The organism is Plantactinospora sp. DSM 117369, assembly GCF_053764795.1.
Genome location: NZ_CM132446.1, coordinates 3249951 through 3271457, shown reverse-complemented (window position 1 = coordinate 3271457; position 21507 = coordinate 3249951). Strand labels below are relative to the sequence as shown.

The 21507-nt window shown below is 72.6% G+C and carries 20 protein-coding genes; 9 read left to right on the top strand and 11 right to left on the bottom strand.

What is annotated here, in order from left to right; genetic code table 11:
- Positions 1-332: 332 nt before the first annotated feature.
- The 3 genes from ACSMXO_RS14465 (at position 333) to ACSMXO_RS14455 (ending at position 3865) form a co-directional block, all read left to right on the top strand.
- On the top strand, positions 333-830 hold the full coding sequence (locus ACSMXO_RS14465; protein ID WP_346261422.1) for a hypothetical protein: 498 nt from the start codon (positions 333-335) through the stop codon (positions 828-830).
- Positions 831-857: 27 nt separating this feature from the next.
- The gene (locus ACSMXO_RS14460; protein ID WP_455418132.1) at positions 858-3113 is read left to right on the top strand and encodes a sensor histidine kinase; all 2256 of its coding nucleotides are present in this window, start codon (positions 858-860) and stop codon (positions 3111-3113) included.
- 80 nt (positions 3114-3193) lie between these two features.
- A complete protein-coding gene (locus ACSMXO_RS14455; protein WP_346261424.1) occupies positions 3194-3865 on the top strand; it encodes a response regulator transcription factor in 672 nt (223 codons plus the stop codon).
- Positions 3866-3937: 72 nt separating this feature from the next.
- Here ACSMXO_RS14455 and ACSMXO_RS14450 read toward each other — a convergent pair whose 3' ends face one another.
- The 4 genes from ACSMXO_RS14450 to ACSMXO_RS14435 form a co-directional block, all read right to left on the bottom strand.
- Positions 3938-4771, bottom strand: coding sequence for an endonuclease/exonuclease/phosphatase family protein (locus ACSMXO_RS14450; protein ID WP_455418131.1), 834 nt, complete (start codon positions 4769-4771; stop codon positions 3938-3940).
- A gap of 84 nt (positions 4772-4855) precedes the next feature.
- Positions 4856-6403 carry a phosphatase PAP2 family protein gene (locus ACSMXO_RS14445; RefSeq protein WP_455418130.1) on the bottom strand — a complete coding sequence of 516 codons (1548 nt, stop codon included), beginning with the start codon at positions 6401-6403 and terminating at the stop codon, positions 4856-4858.
- A gap of 62 nt (positions 6404-6465) precedes the next feature.
- Positions 6466-7560: a YihY/virulence factor BrkB family protein gene (locus ACSMXO_RS14440; protein ID WP_455418129.1), complete on the bottom strand. Its 1095-nt coding sequence runs from the start codon at positions 7558-7560 to the stop codon at positions 6466-6468.
- The gene (locus tag ACSMXO_RS14435; RefSeq protein WP_455419237.1) at positions 7557-8546 is read right to left on the bottom strand and encodes a diacylglycerol/lipid kinase family protein; all 990 of its coding nucleotides are present in this window, start codon (positions 8544-8546) and stop codon (positions 7557-7559) included. Before ACSMXO_RS14435 ends, ACSMXO_RS14440 begins: the two co-directional genes overlap by 4 nt.
- Positions 8547-8688: 142 nt before the next feature.
- Here ACSMXO_RS14435 and ACSMXO_RS14430 point away from each other — a divergent pair, with 142 nt between their 5' ends.
- The gene (locus ACSMXO_RS14430) at positions 8689-9201 is read left to right on the top strand and encodes a DinB family protein (protein ID WP_346261428.1); all 513 of its coding nucleotides are present in this window, start codon (positions 8689-8691) and stop codon (positions 9199-9201) included.
- 97 nt (positions 9202-9298) lie between these two features.
- Here ACSMXO_RS14430 and ACSMXO_RS14425 read toward each other — a convergent pair whose 3' ends face one another.
- From ACSMXO_RS14425 to ACSMXO_RS14415, 3 genes are all read right to left on the bottom strand, one after another.
- Entirely contained in the window at positions 9299-9883 is a 585-nt protein-coding gene (locus ACSMXO_RS14425; protein WP_455418128.1) for a Clp protease N-terminal domain-containing protein, read from the bottom strand.
- Positions 9880-10116 carry a helix-turn-helix domain-containing protein gene (locus ACSMXO_RS14420; protein ID WP_130463859.1) on the bottom strand — a complete coding sequence of 79 codons (237 nt, stop codon included), beginning with the start codon at positions 10114-10116 and terminating at the stop codon, positions 9880-9882. Before ACSMXO_RS14420 ends, ACSMXO_RS14425 begins: the two co-directional genes overlap by 4 nt.
- Before the next feature lie 92 nt (positions 10117-10208).
- Complete coding sequence (locus ACSMXO_RS14415; protein WP_318402199.1) at positions 10209-10826, bottom strand: bifunctional 4-hydroxy-2-oxoglutarate aldolase/2-dehydro-3-deoxy-phosphogluconate aldolase; 618 nt, start codon at positions 10824-10826, stop codon at positions 10209-10211.
- A gap of 143 nt (positions 10827-10969) precedes the next feature.
- Between ACSMXO_RS14415 and ACSMXO_RS14410 the strand changes: the two genes are divergently transcribed.
- The 4 genes from ACSMXO_RS14410 to ACSMXO_RS14395 all read left to right on the top strand — a co-directional run bounded on the left by ACSMXO_RS14410 (position 10970) and on the right by ACSMXO_RS14395 (position 16004).
- Entirely contained in the window at positions 10970-11938 is a 969-nt protein-coding gene (locus ACSMXO_RS14410) for a PP2C family protein-serine/threonine phosphatase (protein WP_455418127.1), read from the top strand.
- Positions 11939-12073: 135 nt separating this feature from the next.
- The gene (locus ACSMXO_RS14405; RefSeq protein ID WP_346261431.1) at positions 12074-12919 is read left to right on the top strand and encodes a universal stress protein; all 846 of its coding nucleotides are present in this window, start codon (positions 12074-12076) and stop codon (positions 12917-12919) included.
- 58 nt (positions 12920-12977) lie between these two features.
- Positions 12978-15350: a phosphoketolase family protein gene (locus ACSMXO_RS14400; protein WP_455419236.1), complete on the top strand. Its 2373-nt coding sequence runs from the start codon at positions 12978-12980 to the stop codon at positions 15348-15350.
- Between the two features lie 93 nt (positions 15351-15443).
- Positions 15444-16004, top strand: coding sequence for an NUDIX hydrolase (locus ACSMXO_RS14395; protein WP_455418126.1), 561 nt, complete (start codon positions 15444-15446; stop codon positions 16002-16004).
- 4 nt (positions 16005-16008) lie between these two features.
- Here the strand turns inward: ACSMXO_RS14395 and ACSMXO_RS14390 are convergent, their stop codons facing one another.
- From ACSMXO_RS14390 to ACSMXO_RS14380, 3 genes are read right to left on the bottom strand one after another with little or no spacing between them, the layout of a single operon-like run.
- Positions 16009-16227: a hypothetical protein gene (locus ACSMXO_RS14390; protein WP_455418125.1), complete on the bottom strand. Its 219-nt coding sequence runs from the start codon at positions 16225-16227 to the stop codon at positions 16009-16011.
- Positions 16208-17245, bottom strand: a complete 1038-nt coding sequence (locus ACSMXO_RS14385) for a hypothetical protein (RefSeq protein ID WP_455418124.1) — start codon at positions 17243-17245, stop codon at positions 16208-16210. Before ACSMXO_RS14385 ends, ACSMXO_RS14390 begins: the two co-directional genes overlap by 20 nt.
- Positions 17242-17544: a hypothetical protein gene (locus tag ACSMXO_RS14380; RefSeq protein ID WP_455418123.1), complete on the bottom strand. Its 303-nt coding sequence runs from the start codon at positions 17542-17544 to the stop codon at positions 17242-17244. Before ACSMXO_RS14380 ends, ACSMXO_RS14385 begins: the two co-directional genes overlap by 4 nt.
- 260 nt (positions 17545-17804) lie before the next feature.
- Here ACSMXO_RS14380 and ACSMXO_RS14375 point away from each other — a divergent pair, with 260 nt between their 5' ends.
- The gene (locus tag ACSMXO_RS14375) at positions 17805-20843 is read left to right on the top strand and encodes a BTAD domain-containing putative transcriptional regulator (RefSeq protein ID WP_455418122.1); all 3039 of its coding nucleotides are present in this window, start codon (positions 17805-17807) and stop codon (positions 20841-20843) included.
- Between the two features lie 14 nt (positions 20844-20857).
- On the opposite strand, the gene ACSMXO_RS14370 is transcribed toward ACSMXO_RS14375, so the two are convergent.
- Positions 20858-21472 (bottom strand): mycothiol-dependent nitroreductase Rv2466c family protein, encoded by a 615-nt coding sequence (locus tag ACSMXO_RS14370; RefSeq protein WP_455418121.1) that lies wholly within the window; start codon positions 21470-21472, stop codon positions 20858-20860.
- Positions 21473-21507 lie beyond the last annotated feature (35 nt).

The window sequence follows — 21507 nt, the reverse complement described above, 5'->3', positions numbered from 1 at the left end:
GGTGAGTGGCGGCTGGCACCGCCGACGAGAGTGCCGGTCCGGCGTATCGTCCGGGCATCGACCCGATATCGGGTACGCCCGGCCGGGCCGGGAGCCTCGCTCCGGGTCGGGTAGCCGTCGAAGATCCGGTCGGGTACCGGACCGTACGGAGACACGCCGGATTTTCCCGAGTGGACTGGGACACCGGTCCCGGGCCCGCGGGACGTCGGACGGGACATGATGCTCAGCCGACGGACCTTACGCGCCCCGTTGGACACCGGGCCTAGGCTGCCGGAGGAAACCGTCGCCCACCAGCGCCTACACCGTCGAGGTTGGATTACGAGGGGAGTGTCATGACCGCTAAGCCGATTCGCCCGGTTCGCCCTACGGAGATCGAACCGATCGTCATCGCCAGCGACAACAGCTTCGCGCACGCCTACGGCAGCGTCGCGGAGATGCTGAGCGAGAAGGACATCGGCGCCAAGGCCCAGGGCGGCCTGGAGTTCTTCGACAAGGCGGGCCGTCGACTCGCGCCGGTGCTCAGCCACTCCTGGGAGTTGGAGGGCCTGGTGCCGACGCTGGAGGATCCCGACCCGGAGCTGATCCAGGGCCGGTTGCAGGCCGTCGTCCAGCACGTCGGGGACTACATCCGCCGGCACCCGGAGCTGGTCGCGGATTCCGGGCTGACCGTGGACGAGGCGATCGACGCCCTGCCGCAGCTCGGCGGCGGCACGCTGGCTGAAGATGCCGCGCACTTCCCGGGCGGCGACTCCCCGTCGGGGGGCATGCGGCTGATGGATCGTGGCGGATGGTTCCACAACTCGCTGCACGCCGCCGGCTGGACACACTGAGAACTTGATCGGACAGGGGTAGCAGGGGTGACGTCCACCGAGGACACCAGGCGATGGCCCACAGGCAGGGTCTTCGCACTGGTCGGGGCAGCCATCGTCGTCGCGCTCGTGGTGGCCGGGCAGTACGCCAGCGCCCGTGGCATCTGGGTCGAACAGACCGGTGAGATCGCGGTGATCGCAGTCGCGTTCACCGCGATGGGCGTGCTGGTCCTGATCGGGATACCCGGGCATCTCGTGGGCCGGCTCATGCTCGCCGCCGGGGGGGCGGCGAGCGTGGCCGTGCTCGCGGAGAGTTGGGGAACCTGGCTGCCGCTGGCCTGGCTGAGCCAGTGGGCGTGGTGGATCCCGTACGGGCTGATCTTCCTCACCCTGCTGGTCTTTCCGGACGGGCGGCTGCCCTCGCAGCGGTGGCGCCCGGTCGCCGTGGTGATCATAACCGGGACGGTCGTCGCCGCCCTCGCCTACGCGACCGCCGCCCTGGACGATCCCTACAGCCTGGTCAGCGACCCGGAGCCGGCGCCGACGCAGCGGGCCCGGACGCTCGTACTGGTCGCCCTGCTCGCCATCGGGGTGACAATCCTCGGGCTGATCGCGGTACTAGTCTCGCTGGTGCTGCGCTGGCGGCGGGCCGACGGTGAGATCCGGGCCCAGCTCGCCTGCCTGCTGGCGTCGGCGATCCTGCTGCTGCTCGGGCTCGTACTGGAGGCCATCAACCTGCCCGGAGCCTGGGTGATCATGGTGGTGGCGCTACCGATCGGGCTGGCCGTCGCGGTGCTGCGATACCGGTTGTACGGCCTCGACCAGGTCATCAACCGGACCATCGTCTGGCTGGTGATGAGCCTGCTGGTGATCGCCGCGTTCGTCGGGCTGATCACCCTGCTCCGTGACCTGCTGATGGCGGGCAGCACCTCGAACGCCTCCCTGGTCGCGACCGGCTTGATCGCGGTCGCCTTCGAACCGGCCCGGGGCCGGGTGCAGCGGGGGGTCAACCGGCTGCTCTACGGCGACCGGGACGATCCCTACCAGGTGATGGCGCGGCTCGGCGACCTGCTCGGCCGTACCGTCGAACCGGGCGCGGTGTTGCCCCTGCTGACCGACACCATCGCGCGGTCGCTGCGGGTGCCGCACGTCGCGGTCGAGGTCGAGGGGCGGGAGGGGCCTCGCGTCCTCGCCGCGCACGGCACCGCGAACACTCCGGTCGAGTCGTTCGAGATGGTGACCCGGGGGGAACGGGTCGGCCGGCTGCTCGTCGCGAACCGGAGTGCGGCGAGCCGGTTCACCCCGGTCGAACGGCGGCTGCTGGGCGACCTGGCGGTGCACGCGGCGGTGGCGGCCGAGGCCGTCCGGCTCATCCACGACCTCCAGGAGTCCCGGGAACGGCTGATCACCGCTCGTGAGGAGGAGCGCCGTCGACTCCGCCGCGACCTGCACGACGGGCTCGGCCCGACCCTGGCCGGGATGGCCATGCAGGTCCGGGCGGCGCACAAGCTCGTGGCCGGGCAGCCCCGCACCGGTCGGATCCTCGACGCGCTCACGGCAGATCTGCAGACCTGCACCGCCGAGGTACGTCAACTCGTCGACCAGCTCCGGCCGCCGGCGCTGGACCGGGGGCTCGCCGCCGCGTTGCGCAACGAGTGCGCCCGGTTCGACAGCCCGGCTCTCTCGGTCCGGTTGCAGGTCGAGGGAAACCTCCAGGGGCTGCCGGCGGCGATCGAGGTGGCCGCGTACCGGATCGTCGCGGAGGCGCTGAACAACGTGACCCGGCACTCCCAGGCCAGCACCTGCTGGGTGAACGTGCACCGGGACCGGGCGCTGACGGTGGAGATCGTGGACGACGGGGTGGGCCTCGGGCCACGCCGACCCGGCGGGGTCGGCCTCGACTCGATGCGGGAACGGGCCACCGAACTCGGCGGCGACTTCGACATCACCCCGGCGAGTCCACACGGTACGTCCATCCGGGTGCGTCTGCCGTTCCAGCCTGCCGTACCCGACCAGGCGACCGGTACGGCCACGCAGGACGGCCCAGCCACTCTCGGCCGAGCGGCCACCGGCGCACCGGCCGGAGATGCCTCCTCCGTCGCCGGCCGTACGGGCGGCGACACCGGAACCGATCCGGGCTCCGGCGACCCGGACGGCCGCTGGGGGGCCGCCCACCGATCCGTTGACGTCGGCCCGGAGTCGGAGGTGCCACAGCCACGGAGCGGTGCGGCACAGCCCGCCGCCACAGCCCCGCCGGCCGCCGGTAGCCAGAGTCCGGACAGCGACGCGGGCCGGATCGGCTAGCCCGCTACGCTGAACCCGCGATGCGCAGCCCGGCGCCGCGGTGCCTTTCTGCCGGCCGGTGGCAGCGCACAGGACGCGATGTGCGGGCAGAGGCGGCGACGAGCATGGTGCACGGTGGACGGATCCTCATCGTCGACGACCACCCGGTGGTGCGCCGAGGGCTGCGCACCATGCTCGAGGGCGAGTCGTGGGTGAGCGAGGTATTCGAGGCGGCGACCACCGCCGAGGCGATCAGCACTGCGGTCACCGAGCGGGTGGAGGTGATCGCGATGGACGTGACGCTGCCGGACGGTGACGGCGTCGACGCCACCGCGCGGATCATCCAGTCCCGCCCGGAGACCAAGGTGCTGATGCTGACCATGGCCAACGACGAGGAGATCGTGGCCCGGGCGCTGCGGGCCGGTGCCCGGGGGTACGTGCTCAAGGACACCGATCCGGACGCCGTCATCGACGCACTGCGTACGGTCGCCCAGGGCGGTGTCGTGCTCGGCCCGGGAATCGGGCCGTCCGTGCTCACCACGCTCAACCGGGGGCCGGTCGAGCTGCCCGCCCCGTTCAACCAGCTCACCGCCAGGGAGCGGGACATCCTCGGCCGGCTCGCCTTCGGCGACACCAACGCCAAGATCGCGCGGCACTTCGGGCTCAGCGAGAAGACCGTACGCAACCAGCTCTCCGCGATCTTCGCGAAGCTGGGTGTCGCGGACCGGGTGCAGGCGGCCCTGCTCGCCCGCGACGTCGGGCTCGGTGCCTGACTCTGCGTCGTCGTCCCGGTGCATCGGGTCCGGTGCCGGAGCCGTCCCGGTGCCTTGGTGTCGTCCCGGTGCTCAGCGGAGCCGCAGGTCGACGTCGACGACCAGCGGATAGTGGTCCGACGCGGACTCCGCCGCCCCACCGGTGACCACCCGGGGCGGCTGGGCCCACCGGGCCAGCGGCGGCGTGCCGAGCAGATAGTCGAGTCGCATCTCGGTGAACTCCACCCCACCACCGGCGCTGGTCGGTACGGTGTGCGGCGGCTCCGCCCGGTCCGCCGACGGGTCGGCCCCCTCCGGCTGGAACAGGTCCACGAAACCCGACCGGTACAGCGCGGCGACCGCCCGGGTGTCCACGGTCACCCCATCCGGCATCAGGTGCCGCCCCCGGTACTCCGGCGGCAGCCTGCCGATCCGCTCCTCGTGCCGGCCGCCCGGATCGAGCGTGTTCAGGTCACCCATCAGCAGCACCAGCCGGTCCGGTAACGGCCTCCGGTCCGACCCGCCCCGGCCGGCCGCGCCGACCAGCCAGCCGGCCTCACGCAGCCGGCGCCGCCCGGAGTACGGATGCAGGTGCGTGCTGAGCACGGTCAGCGGGCCCCGGTCGGTGTCCAGCACGACCCGCTGCGCCCCGTGGTGGAACGGCCGGCGGACCGGCGCCACCAGCACCGCCTCGACCGGTCGCCGGACGAGTACCGCCACCGGTTGCCCGAACCATCCCCCGACCAGGTACGCCCGCATTCCGAGCCGCCGGGCCATCGTGTCGAGCCGGTCGCGGTCCCGGCGCAGGCCCCGGAGCTCCTGCAGCGCCAGCACGTCCGGCCGCTGCTCGGTGACGACCTGGAGCACCCGGTCCAGCCGGCTCGGGTCGGCACCGTCGCGCCCGCCGTTCTTGATGTTGTACGTCATCGCCCGCACCCGGCATCCACCCCCGTCCCCGCCCGTCAGACGTCTGCGACCTCAGGCCAGCCAGCCTGCCGGACGTCCGCAACCTCAGTCCGGCCGGGCCGCCCGGGCCAGTTCGTCGTCGAGACTCGACAGTTCGGCCGGGGCGCTTCGCGCGGTCTCCGTCGGCCGTGCCGAGTACGGCGGCTCCGCGTCGGCACCGCCGCCGACCCGCCGGCCGCCCCCGGAGAGTTCCTCGTTGGGGCGTACCACCAGCCAGAGCAGGCCGATCCAGAGCGTGGTGAGCAGCATGGCCCCGACGAAGTCGCTCGGATGGTGCATCCCCCGGTACATCCGGGAGCCGGCCACCAGCAACGGCATCACGACCGCGGCCAGCACGGTCAGCCAGCGCCACCACCGGTCGGTGCGCGGCATCACCAGCAGGGCGATCGCCACCCACAGGCACATCGTCGCCGCGATGTGCCCGGACGGGAAGGACGCGGTCGGCAGGTGCCCGTCCAGGTGCTCGACCTGCGGGCGGGGCCGGCTCACCGCGCGGGCCGACGCGAGAAAGAGGGTCAGCTCGCCGAACATGGTCAGCGCGAGGAAGAGCACCGGCCGCCAGCGCCGCCAGAAGGCCAGCGCCAGCGGGCAGAAGACCAGCGAGACCAGCAGGATGGCGTGGGTGTCGCCGGCCTTGCTCGCCAGATAGCTGAGGTCGTTGAGCGTGTCGGTCCGGTGCGCGGCGAACCACTGCGGCACCTCGCGGTCGAGCTTCTCGACGAAGGTGCCCTCGACGTAGTAGCTGACCAGCATGCCGAAGGCGTACAGCAGGCCGAAGACCAGTACCCAGCCGGTGAGCACCTCGGCGACGGCCGCCCGGGGATGCGGCAGCAGGTGCTCCTCGGCCGGTGCCGGCGTGATCTCCCGGCCCGCCTCCGGCTCCAGCCCCTCGGCCAGCGGCCGGACCGGGCGGCCCCGCTCGCGGCGCCACAACCGGAAGGCATACGCGGTGACGCCCAGCCAGGCGAGGCCGAGCAGCCAGCCGGCGAGGACGTCGGAGACGTAGTGCACGCCGAGCGCGACCCGGGTCACCCCGACCGCCGCCACCACCGCGATCACGACCCCGGTCGCCAGCCGGCGCCACCCGGGCCGCATCGCCGGCAAGAAGACCAGCAGCAGGGCGCCGTAGGCGACCATCGACCCGAGGGCATGCCCGCTCGGGAAGCTGTTGCCCGGCGCCGAGGCCACCGGGATGTCGACCACCGGGCGGAGCCGGCCCACCAGCTCCTTCAGCGACGGGTCGAGCATCAGCGCGCCGAGACCGGTGACGATCAGATAGACGGCGAGCCGGCCCTGCCGGCGGATCAGCAGGCCCACCACCGCGATGGTGACCAGCCAGAGCATGATCGGCCGGCCGCCCAGCGAGGTGACCGCCCGGAGCACGGTGACCAGGCCCTCGTTGGCCGAGACCACCCCGTTGAACCAGGCCGCCGTCTCGTGGTCGGCCCGGTGCAGCGGGTCCCAGTGGAACCGGACCAGCAGCAACAGCACGCCGAACCCGACGCCGGTGCCGGCGACCAGGGCGAAGCCGAGCAGGCTACGTTCGGCGAAATGCCCGAGCGGTCGCCGCAACACCTCGCTGACCGTGGCCACGCCAGAGCTCCCTTCTCGTCTCTGGCCTGCCCGGTACCCGCGCTGCGGGCGGCGTACACCCGTCAGCCGTCGCGCGGCTCCGCGCCGGGGCCGACCGAGCCGGCCGCCCGCTCCTCGGTGGCCCGTGGCCCGGGTACGCCCCGGCCGAGCGTCTCCGCCGGATCGATCTCCATCATGTCGGCGTGCCCCGGGTCGGTCCGGTCGGGATCCCAGCGGTCCGGCTCGGCCGGCTCCTGCTCGCCGATCCGCAGCGCCTCCAACTGGGCGGCGAAGGCCAGCCCGCCGAAGAGCGCGATCCCGGTCAGGTTGGCCCAGAGCAGCAGCGCCATCATCCCGGTCAGCGCGCCGTAGGTGGCGCCGAACGCGTCGCTGTACGACACGTAGCCGGCGAGCAGGACACTGACCAGCCACCACAGCGCGATGCTGAATCCGGCGCCGAAGAGCAGCCAGGACAGTCCCGGCTGCCGGCGGCGCGGCGCGTACCGGAAGAGCACCGCGACGGCGAAGACGGTCAGCCCGAGACTCAGCGGCCAGCGCAGCATGTCCCAGGCGAGGCCGACCGACGGGCCCCACCAGTCGTAGTGCCGCCCCATCGAGCGGCCCAGCTCGCCGCCGCCGACCAGGATGAAGAAGCCGGCCAGCGCGGGTGCTCCGGCGGTGAGGGCCAGGACGGCGGCCCGGAGGTACTTCCACAGCGCCGGCCGGTCCCGCTCCACCCCGTAGATCCGGTTCGCCCCGCGCTCCACCTGCGCCATCGTGGTGGTCAACGCGACCAGCCCGGTGAGCAGGCCGAGGGCCAGGGCAAGTTCGCCGGCGTCCTCGGCCTGCTCCGAGTCGACCAGCAGCTCCTTGACCACCCCGTCGCTGGCGCCCGGCGTCAGCGCGATCACCGTGTCGGCGACCACCAGACCACCCTCGTCCGCTCCGAGCTCGCTGATCAGACCGGCCAGCGCGATCAGGAACGGCACCACGGCGAGGCAGAGTTGCAGGGCGAGGGCCCGGGAGTGGCTGAACGCGTCGCCGTACCGGAACCGGATGAAGGCGTCCCGGATCAGGTGCCAGCCACCGTACCGGCGCAGGGTGTGCCAGGCGTCGTCGGCGGAGAGTTCCTCGTCTGCCATGCACCGGGTCTCGGGGACCAGCCGGGTACTGCTCACCGCACCTCCTCCACCCGCCGCTCCCCGCGCTCGGCGACCGCGTCGGCGTCCACCGCCAGGTCCGGCTCGGTCTCCGGCCTCGGTACGCAGAGCCAGAGCGCCTGGGGGCGGACCGACACCTTCAGCGCGCGGCCGGCGGGGATGACGTCCCCGTCCAGCTCGCGCGGTTGGGCCCGGTTGCTGGTGATGGTGACCCGCCGGCCGCGCAGCACCTCCATCCGGGGCACCCGGCGGCGCCGCCGCAGCACCGCCCAGCCGAGCGAGACCCAGTGGTTGAGCGTCCGGGGCGTGAGCACGGCCACGTCCAGGTAGCCGTCGTCCGGCTCGGCGTCGGCGAGCAGCCGTACCCCGCCCTGCAACCGCCCGACGTTGGCCACCAGGACGGTACGGGCCCGGCGCCGTCGGGGAGGCTGGTTGTCGATCCGGATCGACACCCGCATCGGCCGGTCCCGCAGGTGCCGCAGCGCCCCGACCACGTACGCCGGCCAGCCGACCCGGGCCTTGGTGGTCTCGGAGGTGGCCGCGAGCATCTGGGCGTCGAAGCCCATCCCGGCCATCACGGTGAAGTACCGGTCGCCGCAGGTGCCGACGTCGATCCGCCGCCGGCCCTGTTCGAGCGCCACCTCCAGCCCGGCGGCCAGGTCATTGGAGAGCCCGAGGTTGGCGGCGAGCAGGTTGCCGGTGCCCGACGGCAGGATGGCCATCGCCACGTCGGTGCCGACCAGGGCCCCGACGCAGGACATCACGGTGCCGTCGCCGCCGCAGACGAAGACCACCTCGGCGCCGTTCTCGATAGCCTGCCGGGCCTGGCCCCGGCCCGGGTCGTCCACTGTGGTGGTGTACCAGGCCGGTTCCGGCCAGCCGGCGGCGGCCAGCGTCTCGGTGACGGTCCGGCGCAGCCCGTCGAGGTCGGTCTGCTTCACCGGGTTGACCACCACCGCCGACCGGAGACCGCCGGCAGCGCCGGCCCGGGAATCCGCCGGCACGCCGGCCGTGCTCTCCTCGTGCGCCTTCACGGCCGCCAGTGTGCAGCAGCTTGCCGCCGGCAGCGAGCCGGGCGGACGTGACCAATCGCGCATGCCGGGCGGGTTTCGTCGGGTCAGCGCCGCCGGCCGCTACAGTGCCCACATGGTCGATCCACCACTCGCCCCCGAGGAACAGGTCGGCACCGCCGGTGAGCGGGCGGTCTGGGAGGCGTTCCTCGACTGCCAGCGGCGGGAGCTCGCGGAGAAGATCACCGGGGTGTCGGACGAGGATGCCCGGCGTCGGCTCGTACCCTCGCTGACCACGCTCGGCGGGCTGCTCAAGCACCTGTCGGCGGTGGAACGGAGCTGGTTCCAGCGCCGGCTGGCCCAACGGGAGCCGGTCGAGATCGCCGGTTGGGTGGACGGCGGCGACCCGAGCTGGACGCTCGGCCCCGACGACACCGTCGAGAGCCTGCTCGCCGAGTACGCCGAGGCGTGCGCGGAGTCGCGTCGGGTCGCCGCCCGGTTCGCCCTCGACGACACCGCGCCGCACGCCCGGCTGGGCCGGGTCTCGTTGCGCTGGATCTACGCCCACATGATCGAGGAGACCGCCCGGCACGCCGGGCACGCCGACATCCTCCGCGAACAGCTCGACGCCGGCCGCCCGCCGGCCTGAGCCCGCGACCGCCCCGGCCGGCTCGGCCGGACTCGATGGGTCCGGCGCCGACCTCGACCGGCTCCCGGCGGCTCCGACCGCATCCGGCCGGTGCTGGTCAGGCGGCCTCGCGGAGGGAGTCGAGGGTACGGCGGCGCAGCTCGGCCAGGTCCACCCCGGCCTCGGTCAGCACCAGCGCCGCCAGCCCGTGTCCCTCGCGGAGCAGCCCGAGCAGGATGTGCTCGGCGCCGATCTCCCGGTGCCGGAGCTGGACCGCCTCGCGCAGGGCCAACTCCAGCACCTTCTTCGACCGGGCGGAGAACCGGCTGCCGAAGTCCCAGCCGCCGAAGAGGCCCCGCCGCGACGACCGGGCCGGCGGCGACTCCAGAGCGCCCTCGCCGAACGACTCCTCGATCGTGGAGCGCACCGCCGCCAGGTCGATGCCGATCGAGCGGAGCGCCTCCGCGTCGCGGTCGCCGAACTCCTCGGTGCCGCGGCCGATCTTCCGCTCGATCGCCTCGGTCACCCGCGCGGCGTCCACGCCGGACTGGTTGAGCAGCCCGGCGACGGAGCTCTTCTCCCCGTCGAGCAGCGCGAGCAACAGGTGCTCGGTGCCGACGTTGCGGTGCCCCAGCCGCTCGCGCGCCGCCACGGCCCCCCGGACCACGTCCCGGGCCTGCACCGTGAACCGCTCGAACATCATGCCCCTCCCTGGGTACGCGCCGACGCCCGGCCGGCGTGCTTCTTGTGTACTCCCTGCCTGCTGACTTCGAGTGCGTCGGCGATCTCCTGCCAGGACCAGCCCTGGCGCCGGGCGTTGTCGACCTGGACGACCTCCAGGCGTTCCAACAACCGGCGCAGGGCAACCACCGCACGCAGCCCGACCCGTGGGTCGGTGCTGCCGGCCGCCGCCGCCAGATCCGTTGCCTGACTCATACTGTCAACTTAGGTTGACGGGGCCACGTGTGTCAACCCCAGTTGACACAGTCGGCCCGGAGTCCTGCCGGCACACCGGATGATCGAGCCGATCAGGAGACGGCGGCGCGGAACGCCGTGGCCCGCAGCCGCAGTGCGGCCAGGTCGCCACCCTGGGGCGCCGTGCCGAGCAGGGACTCGGAGGCGCCGACCGCGACGGCTCCCGCCGAGAGGTATTCCGGAGCCGACTCGACGTCCACCCCGCCGAACGGCACGAACGGGACGTCCGGAAACGGCTCCCGGAGCGCGCGAAGGTAGGCCGGGCCACCGAGCGACGCGGGAAAGAGCTTCACCGCCGCCGCCCCGGCCAGGCTGGCCGCGACGACCTCGGTCGGGGTCAGCGCGCCGACCAGGACGGGCAGCCCGAGCCGGACCGCCTCGGCGACCGCCGGCACCAGTCCCGGGGTCACCACGAACGACGCTCCGGCCTGCTCCGCCTGCACCACGTCGGCCTCGGTGAGCACCGTACCGGCACCCAGCGGCGCCTCCGGGCCCAACGCCGCCCGGGCCCGGACCAGCACCCCGGCCTCGTCCCGGGAGGTCAGCGACACCTCGACGAGTGCGATCCCGGCCTCCGCCAGCGCCAGTACGCTGGCCAGCGCCGCATCGGGGTCGTCGCCCCGCACGACGGCGAGCAGCCGGTGCCGGCGCAGCACGTCGGGCAGGTTCACCGCTCCATCCTCGCAGTCGAGCCCGCCCCCGCGCGGCACAACGGGACCGGGCCGAGTCCGCACAGAACCAACGGCGGCGGGGATTTGCGACGATTCGCATATACCGCCCGGACTGGTTGGCAAATCCTGCTAACCTCCCCGCCATGCACCGTAGCCCTGTGACGGGTCCGGACCGGATGCCCGCCGAGGGCGACGTGAGCCGCAGCTACCCGCTCGCCGGCCACCGGCTCAGCGTCGCCGGAGGCACCCGGGTGGGTCAGCGCTACTCGGCGAACTTCGACGTACTGCACGTCGATCCGGTGCTGCCGTTCCTGGCGGTCGCCGACGGGATGGGCGATGGCCGCGGCAGCACCATCGCCGGCGGTACCACCATGGAAACCATGGTCGCCGGAGTTCGCGCGGCAGCTCCCGACATCGGCCCCGGCCAGCTCCGCGCCGCGATGGCCCAGGCGCAGTCCCGGGTCCGGGCGGCCGGCGCCGAACTGGACGAGCTGACCGGCTGCACCTTCACCGGCCTGGTCGTCATGCCGCCGACCACCGGACCGGGTGCCGCCGGCTCGACTCACCCGCCCGCTGGCGGGGTCACCGAAGCACCGTTCCCGGCCGAACCGGGCGTCGCCGGCCAGGGAGTCGGGCCGCGGCGTACCGCGCCGATCGCCCGATCGGCCCTGGGCGGTACGGCACCGAACCCGGCCGGAGTGACCGAGCTTTCCGGCTGGATCGTGCAGATCGGCGACTCCCGCGCGTACCGGCTCCGGGACGGGCTACTCGAACTGCTCACCGTCGACCACACGGCCGCCTGGCTCGGCGCCGTCTACGGCTGGTATCCGGCGGACTCCCCGGCGGCGGCCGCCGCCCGCTACCAGCTCACCCGCTACGTGGGCCACCCGGCCATGCCCGAGCCGGACCTGCTCAACGTCGCGTTGCGACCCGGCGACGTCTACTGCCTCTGCACGGACGGCGTCGCCGAACAGCTCGACTACCAGCGGCTGGCCAGCCGGCTCGGCGCGACCAGCAGCCCCGCCGACACCGTCCGCGGCGTACTCGCCGACACGCTTGTCGCGGGCGGTCGGGACAACGCGACCATCGCCGTACTGCGGGTCGAGCCCTGACCGAACCATCCACTGTGCGGCCGTACTGGCCGAATCCGCCGCCGCCCGCCACACCGCCCGGATACTCTCGGCTGGTGCAGAGGACACGCCACGTAGCTGGTGGCGGGCCGGTGGCCGAGTGATCGCGGGGCGACGGTGAACGCTCCGCAGGAGGCGCTGGTCGTGGTCGGGGTCGACGACTCCCGGCTGAGCATGACGGCGGTCCGGCTGGCGGCCCGCGAGGCGGTCCTGCACTCCCGCCCGCTGCGTGTCGTGCACGCGTTCAACTGGGTCGCGGACCCGTCGGAGCCGATGCCGGAGGAGCCCCGCCGTCCCGCCGAGGAGCTGCTGCGCCGGGCGACCGCCACCGCGGCCGAGGCCCAGCCGGGAGTGGAGGTCTCCTGCGCGCTGATCGAGGGGCCGGTGATCACCACCCTGCTCCGCGAGTCGGGTTCCGCCGCGCTGCTGGTGATCGGCGACGGCGGGCTCGGCGCGGATCCCGACGTGCCGGCCGACTCCGACGCCACCGCCGTGCAGCTCGCGGCCCGGGCCGGATGCAGCGTGCTGGTGGCCCGGGAACAGGTCCCGTCGGCCGGACCGGTGCTGGTCGGGGTGGACGGCTCGGCCAGCTCGCTGAGCGCCCTCGACTTCGCCTTCGACACCGCCGCGCGGCACTTGACCGACCTGGTCGTGGTGCAGGTCTGCGACCCGGACGGTACGGACGGCGCCCCGCCGCCCGAGGTCGTCGAGCAACTCGCCGAGGCGGTCGCGCCGTGGCAGCGGAAGTACCCCTCGGTCCGGGTGGAACAGCAGGTCCGGACCGGCGACCCGGAGTCGGCGCTGGCCCAGGAGACGCTCCGGGCCGAACTCGTGGTGGTCAGTGCGCGCGGCGACGAGCCCTGGCGCGGCATGCTCGGCTCGGTCAGCCAGGCGATGCTCTACCACTCGGCCTCGCCGGTGGTCGTGGTACGCAGCGCGCACGGCGTGTACATCCAGGAGTGAGCGTGCCGAGATGGGCGTTCCGGTCGCGGGTCGGCCCGGCTCGGGGCAGGCTCGGGTGATGGAGACCGCGCTGGACCCGCAGCCTCGGCTGACCGACGAGGAACTGGGCCGGATCGACGCGTACTGGCGGGCCGCCAACTATCTCAGCGCCGGGCAGATCTATCTGCTGGCGAACCCGCTGCTGCGCGAGCCGCTGCGGCCGGAGCACGTCAAGCCGCGCCTGCTGGGCCACTGGGGTACGGACCCGGGGCTGAACCTGGTCTACGCACACCTGAACCGGGTGATCGTGGCCCGCGACCTGTTCGCGATGCTGGTGACCGGACCCGGGCACGGCGCTCCGGCCATCATCGCGAACACCTGGCTGGAGGGGACCTTCACCGAGCTGTACCCGTCGGTGGGCCGGGACGAGGCCGGGATGGCCCGGCTGTTCCGGCAGTTCTCCTTCCCGGGTGGGCTGCCGAGCCACGTCGCGGCGGAGGTGCCGGGGTCGATCCACGAGGGCGGCGAGCTGGGCTACTCGCTCGCGCACGCCTACGGAGCCGCGTTCGACAATCCCGACCTGCTGGTCGCCTGCGTGGTCGGGGACGGCGAGGCGGAGACCGGCCCGCTCGCCGGGAGCTGGCTCTCCACCATGTTCCTCGATCCGGCCCGGGACGGCGCGGTGCTGCCGATCCTGCACCTGAACGGATACAAGATCGCCAACCCGACGGTGTTGGCCCGGATGCCCCAGGAGGACCTGCTCGGCATGCTGCGCGGCTACGGCTACCGGCCGTACGTGGTGGACGGGGGCGAGCCGGCCCGTGTGCACCGGGAGCTGGCGGCCTGCCTGGACCGGGCGCTGGACGAGATCACCGAGATCCAGCGCCGTGCCCGCCGGGGTGGGCCGGTGCAGCGGCCGCGCTGGCCGATGCTGGTGCTGCGGACCCCGAAGGGCTGGACCGGGCCGGGCGAGGTGGACGGCGAGCAGGTCGCCGGGACGTGGCGGTCCCACCAGGTCCCGCTGGAGGGGGTACGCGACAACCCGGGTCACCTGGCCCAGTTGGAGCGCTGGCTGCGGTCGTACCGGCCGGAGGAGCTCTTCGACGCGACCGGCGCGCCGCTGCCGGCGCTGGCCGACCTGGCTCCGCGCGGCGACCGGCGGATGAGCGCGAACCCGCACACCAACGGCGGCGTCGTACTCCGCGACCTGGTGCTGCCCGACTTCCGGGCCCACGCCGTCGAGGTGGACCGGCCCGGCCGTCCGGTCAGCGGGGCGACCGGAGTCCTCGGCGGCTGGCTCCGGGACGTCATCGCGGCCAACCCGGACCGGTTCCGGCTCTTCGGCGCGGACGAGGTGGAGTCGAACGGCCTGGCCCCGGTCTTCGAGGTCACCGACCGGGCCTTCATGGGCCCGACCGAGCCCGGCGACGAGCATCTCTCCCCGGGCGGCCGGGTGCTGGAGGTGCTCTCCGAACACCTCTGCCAGGGCTGGCTGGAGGGCTATCTGCTGACCGGCCGGCACGGCGTCTTCACCAGCTACGAGGCGTTCGTCCACATCGTCGACTCGATGCTCAACCAGCACGCCAAGTGGCTCAAGGTCACTCGCGGCATCCCCTGGCGCCGCCCGGTCGCCTCGCTCAACTACCTGCTCTCCAGCCACGTCTGGCGGCAGGACCACAACGGCTTCTCCCACCAGGACCCGGGTTTCATCGACCACGTCACCAACAAGAGGGCCGAGATCGTCCGGGTCTACCTGCCGCCGGACGGCAACACGCTGCTCTGCACGATGGACCACTGCCTGCGCAGCCGGCACTACATCAACGTGGTGATCTCCGGCAAGCAGGCCGCCCCGAACTGGCTGCCGATGGAGCAGGCGGAGCTGCACTGCCGGCGCGGACTGGGGATCTGGGACTGGGCCAGCACCGACGCCGGGGCTGAGCCGGACGTGGTGCTCGGGTGTGCCGGCGACGTACCGACGCTGGAGACGCTGGCCGCCGCCGACCTGCTCCGCCGACACCTGCCCGAGTTGAAGGTCCGGGTGGTCAACGTCGTCGACCTGATGCGGCTGCAACCCCCGAGCCTGCACCCGCACGGGCTGGCCGACCCGCAGTTCGACACCCTCTTCACCCGGAACCGGCCGGTGATCTTCGCCTACCACGGCTATCCCTGGCTGATCCACCGGCTCAGCTACCGCCGGACCAACCACGCCAACCTGCACGTCCGGGGCTATCAGGAGGAGGGCACCACCACGACGCCGTTCGACATGGTGATGCTGAACGACCTCGACCGGTTCCACCTGGTCATGGACGTGATCGACCGGGTCCCCGGGCTGGGCACCCGGGCCGCCCACCTGCGGCAGGCGATGGTCGACGCCCGGCAGGAGTGCCGCGACCACACCCGCCGGTACGGCGAGGACCACCCGATGGTCGCCCAGTGGCAGTGGCCGGGCTGACCGGGAGCGGGTGGACCTGGTTAGCTGGTGGCACCAGTGTGCTGACCGAGAAGCTGGTGCTGACGTACGAGGCGGTGGAGGTGGAGTAGTCCCGTGGCGCGGTCGGCGGACGAGATCCTGGACATCGTCGACGAGCGGGACCGAGTGGTCGGGCAGGCCCCGCGCGGCGAGGCGTACGCCCGGCGGCTGCGGCACCGGGCCGTCTTCGTGCTGGCCCGCGACCCGTCGGGGCGGATCTTCGTGCACCGGCGTACCGCGCAGAAGCTCGTCTTCCCGTCCCGCTACGACATGTTCGTCGGCGGGGTCGTCGGCGCCGGCGAGACGTACGACGAGGCGGCCCGGCGCGAGGCCGAGGAGGAGTTGGGTGTCACCGGCCTGCCCGCGCCGACCCCGCTGTTCAAGTTCCTCTACGAGACTCCCGAGCACACCTGGTGGTCCGCCGTCTACGAGGTGTGCTGTGCGACGCCGGTCGACCCGCAGGTCGAGGAGGTGGCCTGGCACGCGTTCCTCACCGACGAGGAGTTGGCGGGGCGGCTGACCGAGTGGGCGTGGGTGCCGGACGGGCTGGCCGCGTACCACCGGCTGCTGGAGCGGCGCCGGGCGGCCAGCCGTTGCCGCGGCGGCCCGGCCCCGCCGCCGTCGGCGGACTCGTAACGCGTCACGGCCACCCGTTACCGGATGAGTCCCGTTCGATCCCGGCGTACAGGATCTGCCTGATCAGCTCGACGTAATCGCTCTCCGATCCGTCCTCGGCGGTGTACAGCCGGTCGAGCATGTGCCGGACGTCGCGTAACGGATCGTCCTGCTCGTCGTCGAAGCCGTACGCGGCGACCTCCCCGCCGGCCCGGATCACGCCGTCAGATCCCAGAAGCGTCATAACCCATCGCCTTCACTCCGCGCAGCGGTGAACTCCCGCCCCCCGCCAGCGCCCCGAAGATCGTGGCGATGGTGCCCCGGGCGGTGAGCATCGTCCAGCCGATGTACCCGACGTACTTGACGATTTTGAATGTGTAGAAGCCCGCCATCGCATCGCCGAACACCCCCTTCTTCTTGGTGAGGAAGATGATCGCGGTATCGATGGCCAGTTTGAGAGTGTCGACCAGCACCGAGGCGGTGTGCATGGCGAACTGCGCGAATTGCTCGTACGCCTTGTGGACCTCCGTGAACCGGGACAACATGTTCTTGAACAGGTCGGCGAGCGCCTGGAACGACTTGTACGCCACCTCGCTGGCGCCGCCCTCCCAGGCACGGTCCAGCGAGGCGAGACCCCGGTCGATGTTCTTGCCGATCCGCTCCAGCGCCTCACCGATGGCCCGCCACGCCCCGGCGGTCCGGCTGTAGGCCTTCCAGTCGCCAGCGACGAATTCGGCGATCTTCTGAAGTGGATTGGTGCCGGTCAGCTCCTCGATGAAGTTCATGACCATCCCGGTCATGCTGACTTCGGCGATCTTGTCGAGGACCTTGGTGGGGTCACTGAACTCCGTGTAGCTCGGCGTGCCGGTGAGCACGTCGAGCGGGTTCATGTAGTCGGCGAAGCCGGAATGGCTCGCCTCCCAGCCCTCTCGCTGCGAGTGGCCGTTGACGACGTACTGGGACGACTCGAAGCGCTCCTTGGCCGCCTTGTCGCTGCCGTCGTAGAGCTTGGCGGCCTTGTCCAACTCGGCGGCGGAGGCGCGCAGGGCCTGGCCGAGCTGGGTGACCAGGTTCACCGCGTCGTCGTAAATCCGGTCGTGGAAGTTCAGCGCCTTGGCCAGCAGCCCCTCGGAGGAGACCGCCTGCATCTCCTGACCGCACCACTGGCGCAGGTAGGCAAGGATCTTGTCGTTGTGCTCGGCGTTGCGGTTGAGCAGGCCGACGTACCCGCGCAGGTCGGCGGTCTTCACCTTGAAGGTCATCGGCTCCCCTCCTCCCGCTCCCTCGCGATGGCCTCCCGGCCCTCGGCGTACAGCCGCTCGCGTTCGTCGTCGGGCAAGTCGTGCCACCACCTCGCGTGTTCCTCGGCCCGCTGGGCGAACACCTCGCCGTACACGCTGGAGCCGACCGCCTCGTAGAGCGTGATGTTGCCGGCGAGTACGTCCCGGGCCATGTCGCGGGCCAGCGGGTCGCGGTCGTCCTTGGCCTGTTCCTCCAGGGCTTCGCGCAGCAGCCGCTGCTCGACCGGGTCGCGCAGACTCCTCAGCAGCGGCCTATCCATGGCGCATCCCCCGGCGGTAACCGGCCCGGTTGTTCATCGTCACGGCTAGACGGTGACAGAGGACGCTCGCCGAACCCTGGCGTCTGGCCAGCCGTACCCGGCCGCTGGCGGCGCTGGTCGGCGAGGTGGTGCGGGGTGGTCCACCGGCCGACTACGGGTTGGGTACGGGGCGGCAGGTGCCGGCGGAGTCGATGTACGGTTGCCCAGGATTTCCTACGGGAGCGACCAGCCACGAGGACGCGGTCGGGCGGTGACGACCAGTGAGTAAGGCGGGACTCTCCAGTTCCCTTCGTGAGTTCCGGGAACGCGCCGGTCTGACCCAACAGGACCTGGCTGACCGGGCTGGGCTGAGCGTCGGTGGGGTGCGCGACCTGGAGCAGGGACGCGTGGCCGCGCCGCGTCCCGCCACCCTGCGCCGACTCGCCAGCGCCCTCGGCCTCTCCGCCGGGGAGACATCGAGCCTCATCCGCCTCGGTCGACACGCCCACCCGCCAGCGTACGGCCTGCGGGTGCAGGTATTGGGCCCGCTCGCCGTCCTCGTCAACGGGGTCGGCGTGGATCCGGGCTCGGCCAAGCAGCGCACCCTGCTGGCCGCGCTGGCGCTGCGCCCGAACGCGCCGGTCCACCTGGACACGCTCGTCGAGGTGATGTGGGGCCGGCAATCGCCGGACAGCGCAGCCGCTCTGGTGCAGAACCACGTATCCCGGCTGCGCCAGCGACTGCGGGCGCCGCAGCCGACCACCCAGCCGGACCGCCTGCTGGTCGCCACCGGGGGCGGCTACCAGCTCACCGTCAACGACGAGCAGCTTGACCTGCTCGAGTTCCGCCGCCTCGTCCGGCGGGCACGCGGCGCCCATCGGGACGGGGACCTGGCGTCCGCGTACGAGTGGTACCGGCAGGCGACCGGCCTGTGGCGTGGTGCCCCGCTGGCCGACCTTGCCAGCCTGCGGATCCTGCCCGAGGCGGCGGCGCTGGACCGGGAACGGCAGTCGGTCGTCGTGGAGTACGCCCACCTCGCCACCGGGCTCGGCCAGCACAATCAGGTGCTGCCCCTGCTGCGGCAGGCCACCGACGCCGATCCGCTGGACGAGGCCGCCCACGCGCAGTTGATCCTCGCCCTGGCCGGCACCGGTCAGCAGGCCGAGGCGTTGCGGGTGTTCGAGGCGCTGCGCCGACGGCTCGCGGACGAACTGGGCGCGGACCCCGGGCCCGTGTTGGCCGCAGCACACCGGCGGGTGCTGCGCCAGGAGGTGACCAGGCCGGCGGGGACCGGCACGGCGGTGAGCGCACATCGCCAGCTACCGCCGGACATCGCCGGCTTCACGGGCCGCGAGGCCGAGCTGAGCACCCTGTCGGCGGCCCTGCCGGCGGCCGGAGAGACCGGCAGTACCGTGGTGATCTCCACGATCGAGGGAATGGCCGGGGTCGGCAAGACGCGGCTCGCGGTCCACCTCGCCCACCAACTGGTCAAGTCCGGACGGTACGTCGACATCCAGCTCTATGTGGACCTGCACGGTCACGCCGACGAGCCGCCCGCCGATCCGGCCACCGTACTCGCCTCGTTTCTCTACCTGCTGGGGGTGCCCGGCGCCCAGATCCCCGACGGTCTGGATGCCCGGGCGGCGCTGTACCGGGACCGGCTGCACGGCCGGCACGCCCTGGTCCTGTTGGACAACGCCGCCAGCGACGACCAGGTACTACCGCTGCTGCCGGCCAGTACGACGAGCCTCGTCCTGGTGACCAGCCGTCGGGTGCTCGCCCTCGACGGCGCCCACACCCTGAACCTGGACGTGTTCACCGCACGGGACGCGCACGCGTTGCTCGGCCGGGTCGCCGGAGAGCACCGGGTCGCCGCCGATCCGGCCGGCGCTCGCCGGGTCGCCGACCTGTGCGGGCGGCTGCCGCTCGCGGTCGTGCTGGCCGCCCACCGGCTGCGGTCCCGGCCAGCCTGGACATTCAGCGACCTCGCCGCCCGGCTCGACGCGGAGGGCAACCGCCTCGGCGAGCTGGCGGTCGGAAACCGGCAGATCCGCGCCGTGTTCGACCTCTCCTTCCGGGCCCTCGATCCGGCCGGGCAGCGGCTGTTCCGGCTGCTCGGGCTGCACCCCGGCGACGACTTCACCGTCGATTCGGCCGCAGCGCTGGTGGGTGTGCCGCCGTCGATGGCCCGGCAGACCCTGGAGCGGCTGGGCGACGAGCACCTCGTCACTCCGATCACCGCCGACCGCTACCGACTGCACGACCTGCTCCGGGAGTACGCCGGCGCGCGGGCCAGCCTGGATGACGGTGCCGACGGTGCGGACCGTATCGATGCCGCCGTCGGTCGAATCCTCACCTGGTATCTGTACGCCGCCGAAGCGGCCGTCCGCCGGCTGTTCCCCTACAACATGGAGGTCGTGCTGGACGAGCGGGCCCGACCACCCCACCTGCCCGTGTTCGACACCGACGAACAGGCGTTCGGGTGGATCACGGCCGAGCAGAGCACCCTGGTCGCGGCCGTGAACAGCGCCTTCAGCCACGGCAGGTACGACATTGCCTGGCGCCTGCCCGCGGTGCTCCGGTTGTACTTCGACCGCCGCAGCAACTGGCACGACTGGCTCGGCACCAGCCGGATCGCGCTCGACGCGGCACGCCGGACGGATGACCGGGCCGGTGAGGCGCTGATCCTCAGCGGTCTCGGTCTCGGCTACGGACAGCTCGGCCAGACCGAGAAGTCCGTCGACTGCCTCACCCGGTCACTGGAGATCCGCCGCGCCGTCGGCGACCGGCGCGGGGAGGGCCGGACACTCAACAACCTGGGGATCGCGTACGGCCGGCAGGGCAGGTTCCACGAGGCCATCGACCACCTGACCGCGGCTCTGGAGATCCGCCGGGATACCGCCTCCCAGTACGACCAGAGCATGACGTTGGGAAACCTCGGCCGGGCGTACTCCGGGGCCGGGCAGCACCGGGAGGCGATCCGCTGCCTGTCGCAGGCGCTCGAGGTCCGGCGGCGGCTGGCCGACCCGGCAGGCGTTGCCTCGGCGCTGTTCAATCTCGGCGAGGCACTGCTGCACGCCGGGCAGCACCGGCAGGCCCTCATCCGCCTGTACGAGGCGCGCGACCTCTTCCACCAGAAACACTGTCGCGGATTCGAGGCCGAAACCCTGGAGGTACTCGGGGACGGCCTGCTCCGCTCCGGCGAGCCGGTCCAGGCCCGGGACTGCTGGCAGCAGGCGCTGGACATATTCGACACGCTGGGCCATCCACGGGCCGAGGGGCTGCGTGCCCGGCTGGCACAGCACCCGGCCCACCGGTAGTCGGCCGGCAGGATCTAGCCGAGTTGGGGCTCGGCGTGCGGCCGACCCTTCAACTCGTGGAAGCCGGGCACGCCGGCCACCAGCAGTGTCCCGTCCCAGAGCCGGCCGGCCTGCTCGCCGGTGGGGATCCGGGAGATCACCGGGCCGAAGAAGGCGACCCGGCGGCCGCCGGTGCCGGTCACCGCGATGATCGGGGTGCCGACGTGCTCGCCGACCAGCGCGATCGCCTCGGCGTGCGAGGCCCGCACGATCTCGTCGTACTCCGTGGAGGTGCCGGCCTCGACCAGCTCGCGCGGCAGGCCGGCGGCGTCCAGCGCGGTGTGCAGGTCGCCGAGCCAGTCGCCGTCGCCCCGGGCGGTGGTCCACATCGCCGTGTAGAGCCGGGCCAACGCCTCCGGGCCGTACTCCTGGCGCGCCGCCGCGCAGATCCGCACCGGTACCCAGAGGTAGCCGTCGGGGTCACCTTCCGGGTCGTCGTCCCGCCCCTCGTTGAGCACCGACAGACTCATCAGGTGCCAGCGCGGCTCGACCGGCCGGACCTTCGCCACCTCCAGCAGCCAGCGCGAGGTCGTCCAGGTGTACGGGCAGGAGGGATCGAACCAGAAGTCCGCGACCGTCGTCTCCGGCATCCTCGACTCCTTCCACTCCTGCATCGAGCCTAGGC

Coding starts and splice junctions, on each gene's coding strand:
- ACSMXO_RS14465 (WP_346261422.1), top strand. CDS start 333: ATGACCGCTAAGCCGATTCGCCCGGTTCGCCCTACGGAGATCGAACCG.
- ACSMXO_RS14450 (WP_455418131.1), bottom strand. CDS start 4,771: ATGACGTACAACATCAAGAACGGCGGGCGCGACGGTGCCGACCCGAGC.
- ACSMXO_RS14430 (WP_346261428.1), top strand. CDS start 8,689: ATGGTCGATCCACCACTCGCCCCCGAGGAACAGGTCGGCACCGCCGGT.
- ACSMXO_RS14425 (WP_455418128.1), bottom strand. CDS start 9,883: ATGATGTTCGAGCGGTTCACGGTGCAGGCCCGGGACGTGGTCCGGGGG.
- ACSMXO_RS14420 (WP_130463859.1), bottom strand. CDS start 10,116: ATGAGTCAGGCAACGGATCTGGCGGCGGCGGCCGGCAGCACCGACCCA.
- ACSMXO_RS14410 (WP_455418127.1), top strand. CDS start 10,970: ATGCACCGTAGCCCTGTGACGGGTCCGGACCGGATGCCCGCCGAGGGC.
- ACSMXO_RS14400 (WP_455419236.1), top strand. CDS start 12,978: ATGGAGACCGCGCTGGACCCGCAGCCTCGGCTGACCGACGAGGAACTG.
- ACSMXO_RS14390 (WP_455418125.1), bottom strand. CDS start 16,227: ATGACGCTTCTGGGATCTGACGGCGTGATCCGGGCCGGCGGGGAGGTC.
- ACSMXO_RS14385 (WP_455418124.1), bottom strand. CDS start 17,245: ATGACCTTCAAGGTGAAGACCGCCGACCTGCGCGGGTACGTCGGCCTG.
- ACSMXO_RS14380 (WP_455418123.1), bottom strand. CDS start 17,544: ATGGATAGGCCGCTGCTGAGGAGTCTGCGCGACCCGGTCGAGCAGCGG.
- ACSMXO_RS14370 (WP_455418121.1), bottom strand. CDS start 21,472: ATGCCGGAGACGACGGTCGCGGACTTCTGGTTCGATCCCTCCTGCCCG.